General features: G+C 51.1%; 22 protein-coding genes. 5 read left to right on the top strand and 17 right to left on the bottom strand.

Annotated elements, in window-relative coordinates; genetic code table 11:
• Window positions 1-20: 20 nt before the first annotated feature.
• Both ACLM7Z_RS08760 and ACLM7Z_RS08755 read right to left on the bottom strand, forming a co-directional pair.
• Entirely contained in the window at window positions 21-428 is a 408-nt protein-coding gene (locus ACLM7Z_RS08760) for a DMT family transporter (RefSeq protein ID WP_330395842.1), read from the bottom strand.
• Between the two features lie 15 nt (window positions 429-443).
• Window positions 444-890, bottom strand: a complete 447-nt coding sequence (locus ACLM7Z_RS08755) for a DMT family transporter (protein WP_330395843.1) — start codon at window positions 888-890, stop codon at window positions 444-446.
• Between the two features lie 165 nt (window positions 891-1055).
• Between ACLM7Z_RS08755 and ACLM7Z_RS08750 the strand changes: the two genes are divergently transcribed.
• Window positions 1056-1922, top strand: a complete 867-nt coding sequence (locus ACLM7Z_RS08750) for a LysR family transcriptional regulator (protein WP_087018259.1) — start codon at window positions 1056-1058, stop codon at window positions 1920-1922.
• Here ACLM7Z_RS08750 and moaC read toward each other — a convergent pair.
• Complete coding sequence (gene moaC / locus ACLM7Z_RS08745; protein ID WP_087018261.1) at window positions 1908-2405, bottom strand: cyclic pyranopterin monophosphate synthase MoaC; 498 nt, start codon at window positions 2403-2405, stop codon at window positions 1908-1910. The genes ACLM7Z_RS08750 and moaC overlap by 15 nt on opposite strands.
• Window positions 2402-3166 (bottom strand): DUF1638 domain-containing protein, encoded by a 765-nt coding sequence (locus ACLM7Z_RS08740; RefSeq protein WP_165761062.1) that lies wholly within the window; start codon window positions 3164-3166, stop codon window positions 2402-2404. Before ACLM7Z_RS08740 ends, moaC begins: the two co-directional genes overlap by 4 nt.
• 214 nt (window positions 3167-3380) lie before the next feature.
• On the opposite strand from ACLM7Z_RS08740, the gene ACLM7Z_RS08735 reads away from it, so the two are divergent.
• From ACLM7Z_RS08735 to ACLM7Z_RS08725, 3 genes are read left to right on the top strand one after another with little or no spacing between them, the layout of a single operon-like run.
• Window positions 3381-5423, top strand: coding sequence for a hydantoinase/oxoprolinase family protein (locus ACLM7Z_RS08735; protein WP_165761063.1), 2043 nt, complete (start codon window positions 3381-3383; stop codon window positions 5421-5423).
• Window positions 5416-6471 (top strand): ASKHA domain-containing protein, encoded by a 1056-nt coding sequence (locus ACLM7Z_RS08730; RefSeq protein ID WP_435644909.1) that lies wholly within the window; start codon window positions 5416-5418, stop codon window positions 6469-6471. The genes ACLM7Z_RS08735 and ACLM7Z_RS08730 overlap by 8 nt, the downstream gene beginning before the upstream one ends.
• Complete coding sequence (locus ACLM7Z_RS08725) at window positions 6465-6926, top strand: ASKHA domain-containing protein (RefSeq protein WP_435644908.1); 462 nt, start codon at window positions 6465-6467, stop codon at window positions 6924-6926. Before ACLM7Z_RS08730 ends, ACLM7Z_RS08725 begins: the two co-directional genes overlap by 7 nt.
• A 206-nt stretch (window positions 6927-7132) precedes the next feature.
• Here ACLM7Z_RS08725 and ACLM7Z_RS08720 read toward each other — a convergent pair whose 3' ends face one another.
• From ACLM7Z_RS08720 to ACLM7Z_RS08705, 4 genes are all read right to left on the bottom strand, one after another.
• Entirely contained in the window at window positions 7133-7765 is a 633-nt protein-coding gene (locus tag ACLM7Z_RS08720) for a corrinoid protein (protein WP_087018267.1), read from the bottom strand.
• 250 nt (window positions 7766-8015) lie between these two features.
• On the bottom strand, window positions 8016-9050 hold the full coding sequence (locus ACLM7Z_RS08715; protein WP_087018269.1) for a uroporphyrinogen decarboxylase family protein: 1035 nt from the start codon (window positions 9048-9050) through the stop codon (window positions 8016-8018).
• Window positions 9051-9096: 46 nt separating this feature from the next.
• Window positions 9097-10260, bottom strand: coding sequence for an AraC family transcriptional regulator (locus ACLM7Z_RS08710; RefSeq protein ID WP_273349933.1), 1164 nt, complete (start codon window positions 10258-10260; stop codon window positions 9097-9099).
• Between the two features lie 80 nt (window positions 10261-10340).
• Window positions 10341-11660, bottom strand: coding sequence for a hypothetical protein (locus ACLM7Z_RS08705; RefSeq protein ID WP_087018273.1), 1320 nt, complete (start codon window positions 11658-11660; stop codon window positions 10341-10343).
• Window positions 11661-12116: 456 nt separating this feature from the next.
• On the opposite strand from ACLM7Z_RS08705, the gene ACLM7Z_RS08700 reads away from it, so the two are divergent.
• A complete protein-coding gene (locus tag ACLM7Z_RS08700) occupies window positions 12117-12968 on the top strand; it encodes a helix-turn-helix domain-containing protein (RefSeq protein WP_087018275.1) in 852 nt (283 codons plus the stop codon).
• A 51-nt stretch (window positions 12969-13019) separates the two neighbouring features.
• Here ACLM7Z_RS08700 and ACLM7Z_RS08695 read toward each other — a convergent pair whose 3' ends face one another.
• The 9 genes from ACLM7Z_RS08695 to ACLM7Z_RS08655 all read right to left on the bottom strand — a co-directional run bounded on the left by ACLM7Z_RS08695 (window position 13020) and on the right by ACLM7Z_RS08655 (window position 19732).
• Window positions 13020-14414: a hypothetical protein gene (locus tag ACLM7Z_RS08695; protein WP_435644907.1), complete on the bottom strand. Its 1395-nt coding sequence runs from the start codon at window positions 14412-14414 to the stop codon at window positions 13020-13022.
• A gap of 406 nt (window positions 14415-14820) precedes the next feature.
• A complete protein-coding gene (locus ACLM7Z_RS08690) occupies window positions 14821-15225 on the bottom strand; it encodes an HI0074 family nucleotidyltransferase substrate-binding subunit (RefSeq protein WP_435644906.1) in 405 nt (134 codons plus the stop codon).
• Window positions 15212-15508, bottom strand: coding sequence for a nucleotidyltransferase family protein (locus ACLM7Z_RS08685; protein ID WP_435644905.1), 297 nt, complete (start codon window positions 15506-15508; stop codon window positions 15212-15214). Before ACLM7Z_RS08685 ends, ACLM7Z_RS08690 begins: the two co-directional genes overlap by 14 nt.
• Window positions 15509-15893: 385 nt before the next feature.
• Complete coding sequence (locus ACLM7Z_RS08680; protein ID WP_435644904.1) at window positions 15894-17246, bottom strand: ATP-binding protein; 1353 nt, start codon at window positions 17244-17246, stop codon at window positions 15894-15896.
• A gap of 233 nt (window positions 17247-17479) precedes the next feature.
• Entirely contained in the window at window positions 17480-17821 is a 342-nt protein-coding gene (locus ACLM7Z_RS08675) for a hypothetical protein (RefSeq protein ID WP_435644903.1), read from the bottom strand.
• On the bottom strand, window positions 17818-18156 hold the full coding sequence (locus tag ACLM7Z_RS08670) for a transposase (protein WP_435644902.1): 339 nt from the start codon (window positions 18154-18156) through the stop codon (window positions 17818-17820). Before ACLM7Z_RS08670 ends, ACLM7Z_RS08675 begins: the two co-directional genes overlap by 4 nt.
• Before the next feature lie 54 nt (window positions 18157-18210).
• Window positions 18211-18756, bottom strand: a complete 546-nt coding sequence (locus ACLM7Z_RS08665) for an IS3 family transposase (RefSeq protein WP_435644901.1) — start codon at window positions 18754-18756, stop codon at window positions 18211-18213.
• Complete coding sequence (locus ACLM7Z_RS08660; RefSeq protein ID WP_087021933.1) at window positions 18753-19091, bottom strand: transposase; 339 nt, start codon at window positions 19089-19091, stop codon at window positions 18753-18755. Before ACLM7Z_RS08660 ends, ACLM7Z_RS08665 begins: the two co-directional genes overlap by 4 nt.
• Window positions 19092-19273: 182 nt before the next feature.
• Window positions 19274-19732, bottom strand: coding sequence for a DUF2798 domain-containing protein (locus ACLM7Z_RS08655; protein ID WP_435644900.1), 459 nt, complete (start codon window positions 19730-19732; stop codon window positions 19274-19276).
• Window positions 19733-19815: the final 83 nt, after the last annotated feature.

Below are 19815 nucleotides of genomic sequence, written 5' to 3'. Positions count from 1 at the left end.
CAAAAGAAAGCGCAGCTCCGTTATCCCCGGACAGACAGGTGCTTTTGTCCCATAAGTTCTCCGAACATTGCACCGCCAAGAATCAGGACTGCACCCAGAAACTGTACAGGCAGCATGGCCTCCTTCAGGAGTACCGTAGAGAAGAACACCGCCGAAAGCGGCTCCAGATAGCCACAGATCGCAACCGTCTGCACCGACAGGTTTCCAATTGATGAAAAATACAGATAACATCCTATGCCTGTATTGAGCAGGCCGAGAATACAGACCGGTGCAAGACTCTCAGCGGGAATTTCCATCGCATATCCCTGCTTCAGTCCCACAAAAACCGCAACGGTCAAAAAACCGGTCAGCAATTGCAGTGCTGCATTTTCCAGTCCCGCAATATCCTTCGCTTTCTTGTTGCAGATCACCATGAGGGAATACATCACCGCTGACAGCAGCCCTCACAAAATCCCAAACGGATCGCTGCCGCCCTGCGCAGTTCCGTTTAACATGACAACCCCGATCAGTACGGACAGAAATCCGGCTATCTTGTATCCCGTCAGTTTTTCTCCAAACACAAGCGGCGACAGCACCATGACAATGACAGGTCCGCAATAATATAACAGCGATGCGATGCCCACACCAATGCGAAAATACGCCTCATACAAAAACATCCAGCTTGTCCCCATCGCAATGCCGGAGACAGCGAGAAATATCATCTGCCTCCTGTGCCTGAAAAATGTGAACCTGCCTCCCGTCAGAACAAACAGTGCCATCAGCAGGAGACCTCCGATGCATGTGCGGAGCAACACAATGTGCAGGCTGTCCAGTTCAATATAGCTTGCGACAATGCCGTTTGTGCCAAACAACAGCAGAGCCAACAAATACTTAACAAAAGAACGCTTCATCCGGTTTCCTTTCCCTCGTGCAGCGAATGCCCTCCCCCCTGCGGTGGCATTCACTGCATTTTTTCTTGATTTTTTCCTTCGTTATTGTATCATAGATATATCTATCGAAAAAGCGAATGTTTTTCATTATAAGCATGACAAAATCAGATATCAGGAGGCCGAATCATGGACAGGAACATTCAGAAATATATGTCGTTTGTAAAAGCTGTCGAGTACGGCAGCTTTACAAAAGCGGCAGAACGACTGCATTATTCTCAGTCGGGAATCAGCCGCATGATTGGCGATCTCGAAAAGGAATGGAACATCGTTCTGTTGGAACGCCGAAAGGACGGTGTCCGTCTGACCTCTGAGGGAATGAAGCTGCTGCCGCATGCAAAAAATCTGGTTGCAGAATATGAAAAGCTGCAAATGCAGGTGGATGAGCTGAACGGGCTGCAATCCGGTCTCATCCGAATCGGCACCTTTTCCAGCGTTGCCACGCACTGGCTGCCAAACATCATTCGAGAATTCCAAAAGAGCTATCCACAGATCGAATATGAACTGCTGCTCGGAGATTACTCCGAAATTGAGACATGGATTCTGGACGGGCGGGTCGACTGCGGTTTCCTGCGGCTGCCAGCGCATCCGGAGCTCGACACAATTTTTCTCGAACAGGATCAGCTGATGGCAATTCTTCCCGAGAATCATCCGCTGAAGGACTGCGAAAAATTTCCTATTTCCGCGTTGTGCACAGAACCCTTTCTGCTGCTGGAAAAAGGGGGAAAAGCGGAGATATCAGAAATATTTGAATCAAATGGACTGGTACCGGATGTGCGGTTTACGACATGGGATGATTATGCCGTCATGTCGATGGTGGAAAGCGGCCTGGGCATCAGCATTTTACCGCAGCTGATTCTGAAGCGGGTGCCGTATCGCATTGTTGCAAAGGAACTGGATGTTCCGGCATACCGCAGCATCGGGCTCGCTCTGAGGGACAAAGAAACCGCTTCACTTGCCGTAAAGCGGTTTCTTGATTATTTACCGTATCGGTGATCCCGGTAAGGCTTCTTCCCGCCGGAATTCGCCCGACTTTCCGCCGCTTTTGTGCAGCAGATAAATTTCGTCGATGTGCATGCCCCGGTCGACCGCCTTGCACATGTCATAAATCGTCAGCGCGGCGGTCGAGGCCGCTGTCAGCGCCTCCATCTCTATACCGGTCTTCCAGGTACACCGCGCCGTCACGACAATGCGCAGCTGTGTGTCGTTTTGCGGTTCGATGTCCACGGTGACGTTGTCAATCGGAATGGCATGGCACATTGGAATCAGTTCGGCTGTGCGCTTCGCCGCCATGATGCCCGCAATGCGTGCACAACCGAGCACATCGCCTTTTTTTGTCCGGTCGGACAGAATCATGCGCAGGGTCTCCGGCTGCATCGTCACAACCGCCTGCGCCTGTGCTTCGCGCCGCGTGATGTCCTTTTCCCCGACATCCACCATATGCGCGTCGCCGTTCTCATTGATATGCGTCAGCTTCATGCCTGTCCCTCCCAGTCATCGATTTCACACGGTACGCTGCGGAATTTCCGGTCGGTATAATCCGCCTCAATGCGATTGTGCGGCGGGCACGTCAAAAAGCGCGCGTCATCCCACGGACCATTGACCAGTGCCTGCAAATACTCCATGCTCCCATTTACTTTGCGAAATTCCCAGCCGAAGTCGTCCGCTGCCTGCCGCGCATATGCCTCATGCTCCGGACAATCTCCATATGGACAGGTGATATACCCGCAGTAGGCATAATTCGTCATCCAGTTGTTCGTGCACTCCATCAGGTAATCCGCGTTTTCCTCGCCATATTCTTCCACATACTGCGCGCGCTGGATGCGATAATTCTCCTTTGACGGTGTAAAAGCCTGCTCAATCCAGCCGCGATTGTACCAGTAGGCACCCGGCATGCTGCGGAACAGCTCGCGGTAGCGCTCTGCCGAGCCAAGAAACAGCGAAATGCAATCGTCGCAGCGCGGCACGACAACCGGCAGCGTCTGGCTGCGCAGGCCGAGCACGCCATTAGAACACAGCCCGTATGCCAGCACAATCGCGTCAAATCGCAGGTTTTCCCGCAGGGCTTCATTCTCACATTCCACCGCGTCGATGGTCTTTTGCAGCTCGGCACGCAGGATATCCGGTGTGTCGTGCAGTCCCTGCCGCAGCCACCACACGCGCACAACATGTCCGCTCTCAGCCGCCAGCCTGCTGATTTCCCGATTCGTGACCATACACCCGATCAATGCTATCCTCATCACATTTTCCTCCGTTTGCTTTACTACCGCAAGTATACCGCCACTTTCTACACGCCGCAAGCGTTTTTCTCTCATTGGAGAAGATCGTTTGAAAATCAGGCAATTTTGTCATAAACCAATTGACAATCGTGCTATACAGGGAAAGCAAAAACAGAGTATAATAAGATACTACAGTATCAGGGGGAGTGTCCTCCCCCGGGAAAGGGAGATCAATATGAAGCTCGCAATCGGCATCGACACCGGCGGTACGTGTACCGACGCCGTTTTATATGATTTTGAAACCGGAGCCGTTTTGTGCCGCAACAAGGCACTGACCACCTATGACGACCTGACACGCGGCATTCTGGAAGCGCTCGACGGGCTCGACCCCGTCCTGTGCAAACAGGCTTCCGTTGCCGGACTGTCCACTACGCTCGCCACCAACGCCTGTGTTGAGGGCAAATTTCGCCGTCCCCGCCTGCTCCTGCTCGGCATTGACCGAACCGGCATCGAGCGCTATGGTGCGGATTACGGCTTTTCTGACCCGGATGACATCCGTTACCTGCCTTGCCGCACCACCATCACCGGACAGATTGAACAACAGCCGGACTGGGATTATCTGCGCGCACACGCAAAGGAATGGTTCTCCGATGTTGAGGGCTGTGCGGTCTGTGAAGTATATGGCATCCGCAACGGCGGTGTACTGGAAAAACAGGCAGCACAAATTGTCCGCGAAGAGACCGGGCTGCCGACCGTCTGCGCGAGCACACTGTTCGGCGGGCTGTCCAGCCTGGAACGCGCGGCAAGCGCTGTGCTCAATGCGGGTCTTCTCCCGCTGACACAGGACTTTCTCAATGCAGTCGCGCGCGCGTTCCGCGCGCGCGGCATTGAGGCGGAAATTTTTATTGTGCGCTCAGACAGCAGTCTGATGGGGCTGCAATATTCCGCAGAGCATGCCGTGGAAACCCTGCTGTCCGGCCCCGCTGCATCCGCTTTGGGTGGCAGCGCGCTCGCACAAGAAGAGGCCGCTGTCATTGTGGATATCGGCGGCACGACAACCGATGTCGCCCTGATCGAACATGGCGCGCCGCTGCTCTCAGAAGATGGCATCCGTGTCGGACAATGGAAAACACTGGTGCGCGGCCTGTTTGCCACTTCCTTCGCACTGGGCGGTGACAGCGCCGTGCGCTGGGACAAAAACGGTGCATTGACACTCGGCCCGGATCGTGTCATTCCGCTGTGTGTGCTCGCTTCCCGCCATCCGGAGATCACTGAAATCCTGCGCGCACAGGTGGAACGTATCCCATCTCACACCCTGCCTCTGCATGAATTTCTGACATTGAACCGCACGGACTGGAGAAAACTCCCGCTGACGAAACAGGAAATCGGTCTGTGCCTGACACTGGAGGATGGACCGAAGAGCTTCCAGCAGGCCGCGGATGCACTTGGTGTGGACAAGTATTGCCTGCGCACGCAATCACTCGAACGCGCTGGTGTCGTGCTGCGCGCAGGTCTGACGCCGACAGATATCATGCACGTGCGCGGCGATTACACCGCCTATGACCGCAAAGCTTCTCTGCTCGCCGCACGCTTTACCGCGCAGTCGCTGGGCATAAGTTTGGAAGAGCTCTGCGAAGAGGTCTATGAACACATTTCGCGCGAAGTATTTTATGCCGTAGCCCAGATGCTGCTCGAGCATGCCTCGCCGCATTTCCGGCAGAACGGACTGGATGACGGCATCCGGGAGCTGCTGCGCATGCAGTGGGAAACCCGCAACTCCGACAGCCCATCGCTGCTGCAATACGCATTCCGTTCTGTCGCACCGCTCGTTGGCATCGGCGGGCCGGTGCATCTGTTCCTTCCCGAAGCGGCCCGGGCTCTCGGTGCGCCGTGCATCATTCCTGACTGTGCTGCCGTCGCCAACGCGGTCGGCGCCGTGACCGGCCAGATGTCGGTCAAAGTCTCGGCGGAAATCCGCCCACACGGACTGTCCCCTGAGGATGACAAACAAGGGGATTTCGAGGTGCTCTGTGAAGGCGAATCCCCGGCATATTTTGCCAGCGAAGAAGATGCTGTTATCTGGAGCACAGGCCGTCTGAAAGCACTGGCGGAGCAGCGCCTGCGCGCGCAGGGTGCAGTCGGCGTGCTGTCGTTTGAAACCACAACGGATGACATAACCTCTGCCGCAGGCGGCGGATGCATCCGGCTCGCCACCCGCATTTCTGTAACCGCGGGCACCAACCTCAGCCCCGATCACAAGGAGGATCTGCATGTTTGAACTGACAATCTGTACAGGCGGTCATCGCCGCACTGTCCCGGCAGAAGCCGGACAGCTGGTAAGTGACCTGCTTCAGCGATATATCCCATCGTTCGCACTTCCCTGCGCCGGCAACCACACCTGCGGCAAATGCCGCGTCCATGTCGAGGGTGCAGTAGAACCCGCCGGAGAGAGCGAAGTGCATCTGCTCGGCGCACAGGCGCTGGCAGACGGCGTGCGCCTGGCATGTGCCTGCCGCATTCAGGGCGACGCTGTCGTGACACTGCACGACGAAGGTACGTCTAAAATCGTCGCGTGGTACAAAACTCCGGACTTTGAACGCACAGAGAGCGGCTGTGGCTTCGCCGTTGACATCGGCACGACGACGGTCGCCGTACAGCTGATCGACCGCACAAGCGGCGCGATTCTGGCGGAACGTCTCGCCGAAAATGCCCAGCGCGGCTATGGCGCAGACGTCATTTCACGCATTGAAGCGTGCAAAACCGTCGGACTTGATGTCCTGTCCGACCGCATCTCGGAGCAAATCGAGGGCATGGCACAGGAATGCCTGCGCGAAGCCGGGATTTCCCATGTAGAAGAGTCGGTTGTCACGGGCAACTCCACAATGCTGCACTTGTACGAAGGGCTTGACCCGGCATCTCTCGCCGTCGTGCCGTTTGATGTACAGTCATATTTTGGCTGTTACAGCCGCCGCACGCTCGCAGGTTCACCGGTATATCTGCCCCGCTGTGTCGGCGCCTATGTCGGCGCAGACATCACCTGCGCGATTCTTGCCGCCGACCTGATGCGCGGCGGTATCCAGCTGCTGACGGATATCGGCACCAACGGCGAGATGGCACTGGCATGGAATGGGAAGCTGCTGTGCTGTGCAACGGCGGCAGGCCCTGCCTTTGAGGGTGCCGGACTGAGCTGCGGCATGCCCGCCGCCCCCGGTGCCATCCGTACTGTAACCGAGAAAAACGGCACCGTCACATATGAGACTGTCGGAGAGGAACCCGCCTGCGCATCTGCGGGTCAGGCATTCTGGATGCGCTGTCCGTCATGCTGAAAACCGAAATCATCGACGACTCCGGTTATTTGGAGAACGAAGACAGCGAAGAAGACGATGTCTGGGAAATCGGCGGCAGCGGCGTGAGCATCACGCAGCGCGATGTGCGCCAGATTCAGCTGGCAAAATCTGCAATCTGCGCGGGTCTGATAACCCTGCTGGAGCACGAAGGGCTGTCAGTGGACGATGTATCCCGTTTTGCCATCGCAGGCGGCTTCGGCAACACCATCAATCAGGATTCTGCCGCAGAAATCGGCCTGTTCCCCGCAGGGCTGCGCGACCACACCGTCTTTATCGGAAATGGTGCACTCGGCGGCGCAAGCATGCTGCTCATGAACCGCAGCCTGCGTGAGCAAACCGAACAGCTTGCTCAAAGTGCGGTCGAGCTGTCACTGTCCACCAGCGCGGAATTTATGGATTACTATGTCGACTGCATGGCGTTCATGCAGTTCTGAGCAAGCAGAGCAGCGGTACCCGGAAATCCCGGATACCGCTGTTTTCGCGTCATACAACTGTCTCAATCGGAATGATGATTCTGTTTCAGATTGCATGGTTAAAAATATTTTAAGCACTTTTTCACACAAATCCTCAAAATCATGCCTTGATACAGGCATAAAAATTCCTGTGGAATGATTCCACAGGGATTTCAATTGCGTGCAGATTATTCAAAATATGCAACAGCTGCGTCTGCTGCGCTTGCTGCGTCCGGAGTATAGCAATCTGCGCCGATCTGGTCACAGAAGGTCTGGGTAATCGGTGCGCCACCGATCATGACCTTAACCTTGCCCTTCATCTCAGAAGCCTGAACTGCCTCAACAACGTTGCGCATCTCACCCATCGTGGTGGTCAGCAGTGCGGAGCAGCAGATGATCTTTGCATCGTTCTCACGTGCTGCATCCAGGAACTTATCAACCGGTACGTCAACGCCCAGATCGATTACCTTCAGGCCCTTGCCTTCCATCATCATGCGGACGAGGTTCTTGCCGATATCATGCATATCGCCCTTGACGGTGCCGAGAACAACGGTGCCCTTCTCTTCTACGCCGTCTGCTACCAGATACGGACGCAGAACCTCAACGCCGCGGTTCATCGCGCGCGCTGCAACCAGAACCTCCGGTACGAATACCTCGTTATTCTTAAACTTCTGACCAATGATGTTCATGCCGTCCAGCAGACCATCCTGTAAAATTTCGCTTGCCGGAATGCCTTCATCCAGTGCCTGCTGTACGAATGCCTTTACCTTCGGTGCGCGGCCCTTTTGCAGCCATTCGCTGATTTCGCTCAATGTGCTCATTGTATTTCTCTCCTCTCAACAGTTCCTGTTTCATCAATTCCACAGGCAGTATCCTGCACTGCCCTGTTGTTGTTTTTATCATACCATGCCGTCTGTGTTTTATCTTGTACTCTGTTGCAGTTTTTGGTACATTTTTACCCACTTGTACTTTGAACAAAATGATTGTCTCAAACGCCGGATTGAACCGATTCTATCCAAAAAAGGGTACGCTGAAGCGGCGTACCCTTTGATGTATGCAACGATACTTTTGTTATCCTGCGTAGTATTCGTCTACTGCTGCAAAGAACGCATCAATGTTGTCCCAGCTGGAAAGCGGCGGAATATCGCAGCCGGAGGAAATGACAAAATTCGGATGGGAGCAGCACTTCTCCATGACATCCAGCGTTGCCTTGCGGACAGACTCCGGCGTACCGTTGCGGAATTCGCCTGCCGGATCAACATTGCCCATGCAGATGGTATCCGCCGGAACCTTGGACAGAATTTCCGCCATGTCAACGGCGTTGCCGAAATGATATGCGTTTGCGCCACAGGACAGGATAGAGTCCAGTGTCACATTCGCGGTATTGCCACAGTTATGATAAATGAATGCAAAATTCTCATCGCGCACAGCTTCTACAATCTTCTTGCAGTAGTCGCCGGAAAATTCCTGCGCCAGCATCGGAGAGAGCAGACCTGCGAGCGGCTCCGCCATGACGACACCGTTTGCACCCACTGCCTTATACGCATTGATGTAGTTGATAATGAATTCCGTCGCCTTCTCGAGCACGATATGAACCATATCCGGCTCGTCATAGCAATAAATCATGGAAGAGGTGACATCCATCAGGCGGCCTGCCAGCGAGAACGGACCGATTACGCCCGCAAATACCGGTCGATCGGTGATTTCATCAACTGCCTTTGCAATCGCATCGATGTAAATCTGCGTGCGGCCTGCACCGATTTCCGGAACCTCCATGGCTTCGGCCTGTGCCATGCGCTCATCCTCATCGATTTCCGTATCGAGAACTGAGCCGACAACTGTCGGCACCTCATCATCTGCGACACGAATCGGTGCGCCAAAGCACTCTGCTTCGACAGACAGATCCATCAGGCTGACCGAACCGCCCGCCTTCGGCGTGCGGTCTGCCACTGCCTTCATGCCCTTCGCCTGAAGCACACTGTCAGAAATCAGGTCGCGTACCGTGATATCCAGCAGCTGGATGGATGGAAAGGACAGCACCGGGATTGCCTTCTTGACCGGAGCCTCCAGCAGCTCCTTTGTCCACTGTTCCATATTCATTTTCATAGTAAAGTCTCTCCTTATCGATATGCAAAATACGCATTCCGTATGGTCATGCACTCAGGTTGTTTGCACGGTATTTTCCGGGCGGCATGCCCACAACACGTTTAAAAATACGGGTAAAATAGCTCTGGTCATCAAATCCGACCGCGCAGGCAATTTCCGAAAGCGGCATGGAACTGCGGTGCAGATAGGTTTTGCTGCGCTCGATGCGCAGGCGGTTGGTGTATTCCGTAAAGGTGCAGCCCAGTTCCTCTTTCAGAATGCGGCACAGATACGATTTGGACAGATGTACCTCGCCTGCAACCTGTTCCAGCGTCAGCTTCTCGGACAAATGCTCCTGAATATAAGCCGAGATCTGCCGGATGATTGTCTGATGCTTGACATCATGAAAGTCAAACACCAGATCGAAAAAGTGGTGCAGCATCGCGCCAAGCCAGGCATCCAGGGAATCGAAATCGCGCATGCGCTCGATTTCAACCACACTGCGGTCACACAGCGCGAACACCTCTGCAACATCCGCGCCGCTGTCCGTCGCAGCACGCGACATCAGCGTAATCAGATCGCGGATGCGCAGCTTGAGCATCAGCAGATCATTTCCGCCCGCGAGATACAGCTCCAGCAGCAGATCATTGAGCAGCTGCTGTGCTTCCTTTTTCTCTCCGGAACGAATCAGCTGCTGCAAGCGACGCTCATCTTCAATCGGATAGCGAATGCGCTCCTCATGCCGTGTCATGGAATACATCGTGTGCAATGCTTCCTGCTGCACATCTGAATCGCTGACCGGCAGCTGTTTGCCGCCGACAAGAGAGCTGCAGACTGCCTGTACGGTTTCTCCCAGTGCACGCGCTTGTTCCGTTGTCAGGCATGGGATCTGTCCTGCTGCCTGTGCCGCCTCCGGCGTGCCGCTGTCCGAGAGAAGAAACGGTCCGGCAATCAATCCATATTCCGCCTGATGCAGCTGCCGGACCGATACCGCCAGAAACAGATATCCGCACGGACAGCGGTACATGTACCGCCCATCCCAGCGCCATGCCTCGGCACAGCCAGCACTGTGCACTGCGTCTGCACGGCAGCTCCCGTTTTCCAGCATACAGCTTTGCCGGAACGACGATTTACAGGAGTGCTTTGCCTGCATGTCCAGCAGCGTGCAACAGACGCCGGTTAGAATGCGGATATTCTCACACACCTGCAATGCCTGCTGTTGAAATTCCATCCAGATCACTTCCTCGCACAGTCCGGCTCCATGCATCTGCGTGGTCTGCCGTCTTCCTTTTCTATCATATAACGGTGGACTCAGCCGTAAACCTTTGCCACTTCCTCACGTGCAATCTCGACCCAACGATAGACATTTCTCGGCGTATTGGCAATGGTATGGTTGTCCTTCATAATCAATTCGACATGGTTGCCGCAGCGCTTGCAGTCGATGAGCACCTGATGCAGGCGGGTGCGGATGTGGTCTTCATCAATTTCCGGAACGGCGATATCCGTCGGGCTTACCTTGTGGCAGAAGACATAATCACTGCCGAGCATTTCGCTCATCTTCGGGATATCTGCCCACTGGGAAACCGATACGCGGCGCAGGCGCGGAATCTGCTTGACATATTCCCAACGGCGGTCAAGACCCTCACAGCAGCCATAATAGTTCAAGCCAAAACGCTCCGCCAGCTTGATCTGATACGGCAGGACAAATTCTGCAAACATCTCCGGGGAAACCTCACCGGTCTCCTGACTTTCGTGGAAGCCCCAGATATCCATTGCGCTCGTCGGAACCTCTGCCTTCGGATTCAGGCTGCCCGAAATACCCAGTCCGCCGGAACCGACATAGCAGTTGCCTGTATTGGCGGTAAACAGCTTGTTCTGTTCCAGAAAATCAATCTTTGCCAGATAGCCCTCAGTGAATCGGCCGAGAATTTCATGCATCTTTTCGGGGTAATCATAAAAGTCCATCAGCATGCTCTCAAAGCCGCGCAGATCAACATATGGGTGCGTCAGTTCGAGGCCCCACCACCACCACTGGCGGCGTTCGACTTCCAGAATGCCATCGAATACATCATGTGCAATCTCGGTGAAGGCATCCGTTGCCTCCCAGTCGATCGTGATCTGCGGAATCTGGATGAGCCCGGCAACATCAAAGTCATCCTCCATCATATCCTCTGTAATCGGGCTCTCCCAGGTATATGCCTCGCCGCCATAGAAATCGCCAATGATCTTTTTGTCAACGCCCCACTTGGTGTCATGTGCCTGATAGGGGATGTAGAACTTTGCCTCAATCGGCTTGTCACACTTGACCTTCTCCGCGTAGATGATCTCTTTGTGCAACCACATCTCCCATTCCTGCGCCATCTCACCTTCGCATTCACAGGTAAATTCCTGCGGCAGCAGCTCGTTCCAGCCATTCTCAAGGTCAAGATAGATGAGCGGACGGGTTTCCTTGAGGTCATTGTGGTCACGCCACAGCTGCATCAGCTCTTCCTGCTCCGGTTTTTCCGCATAGGAACGCATTTTCTTTGCCAGCTCCTGAAGGATTGCCTTGTCGTGCTCACTCATGACTGCCTGTTCTTTTGTCCAGCCATGCATAAAAATATTGCCGTTGGTGCACTGGTCGAATCTCATAAAACGGACTCCTTTCAACTCATTTCTCCAAATCGTCTATCCCTGTCAATCGATGGTTCATTTTGGGAAGTTTTTTTCATCTGTTTCTCATTTCAAACAGCTTTTGTGTTCCATGGCTGTATCTTATCACAGAAAATTTTCCTTTTCAACCAGTGCAAGATACTCCAAAATTTTGAATTGTGCAGTTTGACAATCATAAAATTGTCCAATTCCATTGTGCTAGTTGCCTAAAATATAGGTATTATCTTTGTTTTTTCTGGATGCTGTATTCATTTTACAGAAAAAGCCTGCGAAAAATGCGCATTTTTCTTTTTCCCCGGCAATCCCTTCAAAAACATAGGTTTTTTCCGTAGAAAAAAATGATAATTTTTCAAAGGTATTTCCTTCTCTTTCCTATTGCGCACTGCATTTCTGCGTGTTAAAATATTGGTTTAATATGACATAGGAGGAATTTCTATGCTGCGCCAAAACGAAGCCGGCGTATTATCCGGTTCCGAATTCTTTTTCAATACAATTGATTCCCATATCAGCAATCTGTTTTACTATACCAGCCTGTGCGGACACTATTACTGTGACGATCAGTATATCATCGACCGCCAATACTACGACAGCCTGCTGCTGATTCTAGTGGAAAAGGGTTCCATGCAATTCAGCTACCACGAAAAGGAATTTTCCGCCGGAGAAGGTGATATGGTCCTGATTGACTGTGCAGATCCGCAGCGCTATACTGCTGACCCCTATGCAGAGTTTTACTGGATGCATTTTGCCGGGGCAAACAGCCTCGAGCTGTGCTCCCATCTGACACGCGTGCATGGCAGTCCATTGTTTCACATGCCGAATACAAAAAATGCAGCCATACAGATACGTGCGCTGCTGCGCCAGTTCACAACAGAACAGATCATCAGCGACGCCGAGCAGTCCCGCCTGATCTACAGCGCCCTCTGTTACCTCATGCCGGGCAACCGCGACACAGGCAGCCTGTCGGAACATACACCGACACAGCAGGCTGTACAATATATCCACAACCATTTGAGCGGCGATCTGAGCCTGAAGCGACTCGCAGCAGAGGTGCATCTCAGCCCATCTCATCTGATCCGCCTGTTCCGTGCCGAGCTGCACTATTCGCCGCATGAATATGTCATCCGATGCCGGATGGATCGTGCAAAGTATCTGCTCAAAACCACTGATTTGCCGATCAAGGCCATCGCGGCAGAGGTCGGCTATGGCACGGAAACCAGCTTCACCGGAGCCTTTACCGAAAAAATTGGCATTTCTCCGCGCAAATTCCGCGATATGCCGCTTGGATAACGACACAAAGCCCGCAGCAGATGCTGCGGGCTTTTCCATACTGTTTTGCTGTTATTCAAATACAATAATACCGCGCTGATCCAGCTCCCAGACATCATCAGAGTTTTTTCTGATGCGTGCCGGACGGAAATTAACCATCTCCACATCGACAGACAGCGCAATTTCCCGCACGCCCGTGCCGACATGGCAGAAATCAAATACCATCGAGAGCTCCGAATATTCCGCCATACCGATCGGTACGCCCTGTCCCTGCGCACGCGGATGAAACCGAATCGGATTGAGCCAGATGCAATTCCTGTCCAGCAGGACAAACAGGTCATGGGAAAGATTTCTGCCCCGTTCAAAGGTACAATATCCCCGGTCAAAGCTACCAAACCGGTACGGCACAAACTGCGCCGGATTCGCGCGCCAATACGGATTCCGATACAGGTCGAACGGTTGCGCGAGCGTATATTGCTTGCGCGCAGCAGTCTTTGGTTCAGGTGTCTGCTCTGCGTCCGTCTGCATGATGTTTTCCTGATCGAACAGCTCCGGTGTGGGACGCTTCTTTGCTGTCGTCTGTTCTTGCGGCTTTGCCGCAGGTCGCGCCGACCTGCTCTGCGGTGCCGACTGTTTTTTCTGTTGCTTCACCGGCTGAGGAGCCGGACGATGTTGCCGCACCACCTTCTGCGGTTCTTTTCGCTGTACAGAAGATGCCACAGTGTGTCGGGGCGTATTCGGCCGGTTCGGTCGGACCGCACGCAATGCGATGTTTGAAGTGCGCAACGCCGCCAGCGCTACCAAATTGCTGGTCACAGCGAGCAGCATTACCAGAATGATCCAGACTGACGGAAAGGAAGCTGACGGACTGGCTTTTGTCTCCTGCTCGGATTTCTCCTCTGTGGTGTCCGTTTTTTCCCCGTCTTCTGTATCCGGTTCCACTGCATTGCTCTTTTCCAGTAAAACAGAAAAGACATTGGACTGATCGCTCCAGCCCGCAGCAACATCAGTAAAACCGTAAAAGTCACCGCTGTATTTGTAGCAGTTCACGCCGTCCAGAAATACCAGTCCATCCTGAAAGACGCAAAGCGTATAGGTCGTGTTCTTTTTCAGCTCATATTCTTCTTTGAACTTTTTATATTCCGAACCGTCAAACTGCATAACCGCGAGTGAGCCCTCATCCATGTACAGATATGTGTTTTTACCGTCTGGCATGACAATGCGGGCTACTGCACCGTTTTTCCCCGCTGTCGGATTTTCCACGCTCAACTTGCAGACCACGGCACCGTCCTGCGAGGCCGCCTTGGTATACGCATCATATTGCGCCTGATATGCGACTTCTGAACCATTAACGTCGACAGAGCCCATTCGCTGCGCGCCTGCCGGCACGCGCAGAAGCAGCAGGCATATTCCGCACAGCAGCAAAACACGGTACGCGCGTCCGTTTTTTCCCCGTTTTAATTTCAAAATAAAACAATCTCCCTTTGCATGTCAAATGCTGTAAAAGTATGTAAATTACGATACTTTTATTATAATCGCTGGCCAAGAGAATAACAAGTTTTTATGTTCTTTTTCTATTTTTTGCGTCTTGTTTTTGCGCAGCAAAAAAGACGGTTTCGTTTGAAACCGTCTTTCATGGAGGTGCCACCCTAAAGAACGCTACGTTGGGTGACATTCCCCTTTTTTCCGTCTCCGGGCAAATGAAGATGCCGCAAAGATAACTTTTTCCTGAGATAGAGCATTACAATACGTACACCCTCATAATAATTTACCACAGAATCAGCCTCGGAATCATGCTTTCCGGGCTGATTTTTGGTTCTGCGCTTCTTCCTCTGCTGTTCGCATTCTTCCTGCCATTTCTTAAACTTCCATTTCAGAGTGTTTCCAGCAAAGAGGGATATCGCTTTTGCAGGTTATCCCTCAGTCGGATAAATTCCGGAATATAGCTGTCCAGAATGACATGCACCAGCTTTTGCGCTTCTGCGCCGTCATAGATGTGCGTCATGCTGCTGCGGCTTTTGAGCATAGAGAGCCAGATTTCTTCATCCAAAAATCCATAGATGGAATATGCCGCTTTCAAAATCTCTCTGGGCGAGCCGGTATTGCCTTCCTGTCTGCCTTCGTATTTCAGAAGCTCTTTGAGTACCTTCCAGCCAAGCTCAAACTGAATATGGAATTTATCAATAATTCCGCCGATAATAAATTCATTGGTCAAATCCTCCTGTCCTGCACGGGACAGGACATTCAGATTCGAACAGTAATGTTCAAACTTTTTCATACAGAACCAAACCTTCCTTCTGAATGCACGCCAGCAGCTCTGGAGATACCGTCTCATCCAGATTGATAACATCATAAGACAACAACGTAGATGTTTCCTCCTCTACATCCAGCGAAAACCGTATGATATCGCCACCGGAAACCGCAAGGTCGATGTCACTGGCTCTCCAGTAGTCCCCCCGTGCGCGGGACCCGAACAGAATGACTCGGTTCAGATGATATTTTTCGGCAAGCTGACAGATTTCGGTCTGTACTTGCGGCTTGATTCCTGTGTTGGGAAGCATGTGCATACCTCCACTCAAATGCAGTAAAGCACGTTACTCAAAGTACTTCTGCATCTATGCTTCTTTCATACCTCCAGTTTATCCAAACTCTCCTGAATTGTCAATTTTGATTTGTCGATTTTAAAATTTTAGAAAACCCCAAATTGCAATAACAAGTTGAGCATTTTCTGTGTTAGAGGGTCACCAATCTGACCTCGGCTGATGTCAAGGTCAGATTGATGACTATGCGGCATATATTGCATTCATCTCGGCTTCAAAAGCTCCTTCTGGTGTCCGATAGCCCAAAATCTTACGGGGAAGCGCATTTGCCCAAAGCACAACAGCCAGGATATCATCTGCACTATAAGAATCCATACGTCTGCCTTTTCGCAGAAAAATGATTTACTCAAGATACTGGTTGTTGTCCCTGCTTTTTCAACGCCAGTCCAATCAACCGATCTGCCTGATCTGCCATAAACAGCGGAATATTCAGCACATCATCATCCAGCTTCAGGTTATCAAGCGAGAAGCGTACACGGAGTTTTACCTTATCTGGGAATAACTCCTTAAACTTTTTGAGGCTCTTGCTGGACGTATTGGCTTCGGATTTGACCTCAACAGGGAAAATATCATTTTCCCGCTGAATCAGGAAGTCTACCTCGTACGGAGGATTGCTCTGTGTCCAGTAGCGTGGGACCACCTCAAACTGCGTAATCAAAGTTTGCAGCACAAAGTTCTCGGTCAGTGCGCCCTTGAACTCGGTGAATAGGCGGTTGCCCTCTCCGAAGGCTGTAGGAGCCAACTGCGCCAGACGGCGGAGCAGACCCACGTCCACCAGATAAATCTTAAAGGCGGATAGGTCATCGTAAGCTGCCACAGGAAGGCCAGGAGCGGAGCTGCGGTAGATTTTATGAACCAGTCGGGCATCTACCAGCCACTGCAGAGCATCCTCGTATTCACGGGCTCTTGCACCCTCCTTTACAACCTTGTAGATGAACTTCTTGTTCTCTCTTGCCAGCTGAGATGGAACAGACTTCCAGATCATAGAAATCTTCGGGAACTGACTGATGTTAGGATGCTTTGCAAAGTCACGCTCATAGGCACCGATAATGCCGGACAAGGCTTCCTGCATAGCGGAAACATCACGGGCTTCCGTCCACATCAGAACGGGTTCAGGCATACCACCGGTGACATAGTACATCTTCAATTTCTCGTACAGAGGATTGAAGAACGCATCGGGGATCGGTTCAATGGTGTCCACACTTTCCAGATATGTGGCAAGGTTTTCATCACCATTGGCAATCAGGAATTCTGAGAAGGTCATAGGGTCAATCTGCATGAAGTTGACCTTGCCTACAGGGAAAGAAGATGGCTTTGCCAGAGCAATGCCCAGCAGAGAACCGGCGCAGGCAATGTGATACTGCGGAGCGTTTTCGCAGAAATACTTCATGGAGTTGATGACCTTGGGGCAATCCTGCACCTCGTCAAAGATGATAAGGGTCTTTTCCGGCATGATCTTCTGACCGCTGGCCAGCATCAGGTTCTGCAGGATGCGATCAACGTCCTTGGTGGTTTCGAAGAACTGTTTGTATTCCTCGTTCTCATCGAAGTTGAAGTAAGCAGTATTTTCATAGTAACGCTTGCCGAACTCTTTCAGAATCCAGGTCTTGCCCACCTGACGAACACCTTTTAAAATCAAAGGCTTACGGTAGGGAAAATTCTTCCAGTCCAGCAGCTTTTTCAAAATGAATCGTTCCATAAACTCACTCCTCACATTTTTATTGGAGTTTTAGTGTCTCTCAATCACATTTTTATTATATGCAGAAATCTCGGAAAATACAACTCCAATCACAAAATTATATAGGTTTTGCGGTGTGTGAATCACACTTTTATTTCTGTATGTGAATTGAAGATGTAAAATCGAAAAAACAAGGACAGGATTTCACAAAGAAGCGGAATCCTGTCCTTACTGAATTGGATATGAGATTTTGATTAATCTGGTTTATACAACCCAAATCCATGTTCACGATGGTAAGCTGGACCTTGCGGTGTTTTACCTGCCCAATCTCTCGCACTCTTCACCTTGTCGAATAGGTCTAAAATCCGATGACAATTCTCTCGAAATGCAGTATCTAATTCTGGATTTCGAAATTGATTTTGTACGATTTCGCATTCCGTCGCCCATTGGTCATCGGATAATCCTTTTATCCATTCCAAGCTGTATTTAGATGGTTCTTTATTGATGCCCTTATATATGGCATATCCGCCTCCAATCAGCCCGATGGCTGTTAATACGATCTTTTTTACATTGGTTTTCAAGGCAATGAATTTCATTCTTTCGTTCTTGCAGACCTCCGACGGCTCGCAGCGAAAAAAGCGCTGGCTTCCTCCAAAAATTCATTTTCTTCTCTGAGCCGTTTGATTTCCTTATTCTGTTCTTTCACCTGTTTGCGAAGCTGCTGAATTTCCTTACTCAGAGTCATGGCTCTTTGTGGTGTCTGTGTGCCCGCTCCCAGCGTCAGATTGCCTAAACGGTACTGACGCATCCATGTATGCAGGGTGTTTGCTGGAATATCAAGTTCTCGGGTTGCCTTCGTTTTACCAATTTCCAACGCCAGTTTAACCGCTTCTGCTTTATATTCCATATCATAGGTTCTGTTTTGCGGCATCGTTGTTGTCTCCTTTTTCTCTTGATTATATTTTTAATCCCTGAGAATAAGTTGTCAGCTAAAATGATACAACATCAATGCTCTCATGTTGGTATCCATTGCAAGCCCCAGAACACAGGAATCGTAGCAGTCAAAGACAGCGGATACATATAGCTTTCCATCTTTTCCTTTGACTTCAGTAATATCCGTAACGCACTTCGTTAGTGGTTTGTCTGCGTCAAAATTGCGTCTTAGCAGATCGTCGGATTTACGAGTTTCCTTATCTGCTCTGGTAATGCCATTGGGCTTGCGCCTTGGTGTGTGGCTGATACCCAGTTCCTCCATGATCCGGTATACCGTCCGTTCACTTGGAATTTGCACGCCCTGTGGCTGTTTCAGACGTAAAGCCTGATATATGCGGATTCGACCGTAAGTATCGTTGCATTCGTCTTCTGCAAGGATCTCCAGCATGGCATCAGCCAAATCCTGATACTTCCATGGGCGAGTCTGGGCCTTCAGATATTTGTATAACCCCTGCCTGCTGACATGGAGCAACTTACAGTAGAATGCGATTTTCCCCGTGTTCTGGCCATCGTTGGTTTTCAAGGCAATGAATTTCATTCTTTCGTTCTTGCAGACCTCCGACGGCTCGCGGCGAAAAAAGCGCTGGCTTCCTCCAGAAATTCATTTTCTTCTCTGAGCCGTTTGATTTCCTTGTTCTGCTCTTTAACCTGTTTGCGAAGCAGCTGAATTTCTTCACTCAGAGTCATGGCTCTTTGCGGTGTCTGTGTGCCGGCTCCCAGGCTCAAGTTGCCCAGACGGTACTGACGCATCCATGTATGCAGGGTGTTCGCTGGAATACCAAGTTCTTTGGCTGCCTTCGTTGTACCAATTTCCAACGCCAGTTTAACTGCTTGTACTTTATATTCCATATCATAGGTTCTGTTTTGTGGCATCGTTGTTGTTCTCCTTTTTCTCTTAATGATATTTTTAATCCCTGAGAATAAGTTGTCAACTAAAATTATACAACATCATAGGCCGTAATTGCAGAAAAATTTGTGCATCGATTATCTGTTAAAAGAGAAAAACAGCGCAGCAATCATAATATGAATGCTGCGCTGTTAGAAACTGCGTGAGCTTATTGCTTTTTCTCGTGAAAAATTGTTCTAAAAATGAGACGGACAAAAGGACCGCAGTAGAACAGCTGATAGAGAATCGCCATTGGAAAATTCATTCCCCAGGTCTGAATCCAAGTGCCAAAGGTTTTCACATCCTTGAACAGCAGAGTTGCGATCAGGCTCATAACCGGGCACATGATGCAGCAAATGCAGATGGATATCATATATGTAATAAACTGAGGTCTGTCCGTGGGCTTCATAACTGTAAATGCCATCTTTGCGGCCAGCTTGCCAACGATGAAAAGCTCAAGAATAAAAGCAATCGGGGCCATAATAGGAAGTTCATGCAGGGCGGCAAAAAAAGTCTCGCCGGTGACGCCGCCCATATTTAAGGCAACGTTATATACAATCATTCCGTAAACCATGATGGTTGCCATAATAGCGGTAAAGACTACATCCTGAAATTTGTTTTTGGGCATAAAAAAATCCTCCTGTTTGATAATCAAAATTTATGTGTTGTTCGTTATCATCCTGGCGGATTGTGCGTTTCCAATTAAACCAT

Source organism: Butyricicoccus porcorum, from assembly GCF_051246315.1.
GTDB lineage: Bacteria > Bacillota > Clostridia > Oscillospirales > Butyricicoccaceae > Butyricicoccus_A > Butyricicoccus_A porcorum.
The sequence above is the reverse complement of the archived record's forward strand: the minus strand, read 5'-3'. Positions and strand labels throughout refer to the sequence as shown.